The 1,414-nt window shown below is 44.7% G+C and carries 2 protein-coding genes; one reads left to right on the plus strand and one right to left on the minus strand.

What is annotated here, in order from left to right:
* Nucleotides 1-603: 603 nt before the first annotated feature.
* A complete protein-coding gene (locus AC2VE5_RS27705; RefSeq protein WP_486890725.1) occupies nucleotides 604-861 on the minus strand; it encodes a TetR/AcrR family transcriptional regulator C-terminal domain-containing protein in 258 nt (85 codons plus the stop codon).
* 244 nt (nucleotides 862-1,105) lie between these two features.
* Here AC2VE5_RS27705 and AC2VE5_RS27710 point away from each other — a divergent pair, with 244 nt between their 5' ends.
* On the plus strand, nucleotides 1,106-1,354 hold the full coding sequence (locus tag AC2VE5_RS27710) for a hypothetical protein (RefSeq protein WP_486890726.1): 249 nt from the start codon (nucleotides 1,106-1,108) through the stop codon (nucleotides 1,352-1,354).
* Nucleotides 1,355-1,414: the final 60 nt, after the last annotated feature.

Raw genomic sequence — 1,414 nt, forward strand, 5'->3', positions numbered from 1 at the left:
TCCTGCAATGTGCTGCACTTAATCCCATGATTCAATTAGGCAAACCAGACAGCTACAACGTGGAAAAATAATCATTAACTCTGCTAAGAGTTGGTGTGTCTTTTTTCTGTTTCATGCAACAAAGCCGACCGTCATAGTACAAAAGATTGTGTTTCAAGATGAGGAAGGGAATGTAGTTTCTGAGACCGATAGTTCTTTGGTGGGTAAGATTATTGAGGTACGGTTTAATTCACTACACTAAGAGGGTTGCCAAAAAATTTACCTGCGAACCGAATAGCTTTAAGCATGGCTATCCTGTTGCCCTTTCAAGACCATCAAGGGGTAAAGCGTTTGATTAACTGGGTATAGGATTTGGGTTGTTCAATATGGTACAGGAAACAATTAGGACATACGAAATTATAAACATGATAAGCTAAGGACAAATTAGAGCAGTTACGGGCGCATCTACTTGTTAGGAGAGTAGAGACGGTAACGATAAATTATCATCGAAAAACAACGTATCAAATCGTTCTTATCGCTCTATCAGTGACTACTTAAACTCATTGCACTGGATGTAGTGACCGATAGAGGAGTACAAGAGAGCAGACACTTCTCTGGCAATAACTACCTGCTTTGATTCACGCTCCAAGCCCTCAGCAATGTGTCAACACAATCCTCAACATAATCTAGCCGCTCTTGGGTGGATAGGGTAGCTTTCAGCCCAAACTGTCGCACCAGTTGCGGGTGCTGTGATCCCACACCCATCATCAACCGATTAAACTGGCTCACCTCTGGACGACTGATGAAATCGAGAAACAGGGTACCGAACTGAATCAACGTCTGTCGCAAATCGTTAAGGGTGAGCGGAAACTGCGTCAACAAGTTGCCCAGACAAGCAACTTCTCGCTCGACTTCAAGCCTTTAGCAGTGGAGAGGCTGTTCAATCAGAAGCTCTAGAGCCAACGCTTAACGCAATCCCCTTGATTATTGCCGCCGATGGCGTGACTGTCCCTTTCCGGTCGCAACCGCAAACATCAAAAGGGGCGATTGTCTGACCAGAAGTGAAAGTTGCACTGTTCCCTCGACTCGGAAAACATCAAACCGAAAACGGTGAAACGATCACACGATGGCATCAACGTCCTTAGTCGCGGTGCTTGGAACAATCGATGACCTCAAACCTCCCCTACAGTTTGAAGCTCAGCAACACGGCATCGATAAAGCTTCGCAAGTGGCTTGGATTTCTGATCGAACACGAGGCTTTTGGCGACTTTATCAAGAATGCTTTGCTGAACGTGCCATTGGGATCTTATACCAAATTGCGTTCAAATATAGTAGAGTAGTGAACAACAAAGTTTGTCCTCAAACAACGAGTTAGGCAGGTGGATATGGGTCAAGTTACTCAAGCTTTTCCCCATTTAGAGCTAGAGGCAGTAAA

This window comes from Aliterella sp. E5.1 (assembly GCF_057473825.1).

What these genes read in the sequence shown, in the direction of transcription:
- AC2VE5_RS27710 (WP_486890726.1), top strand. Translation starts at nt 1,106, where the DNA reads ATGGCATCAACGTCCTTAGTCGCGGTGCTTGGAACAATCGATGACCTC.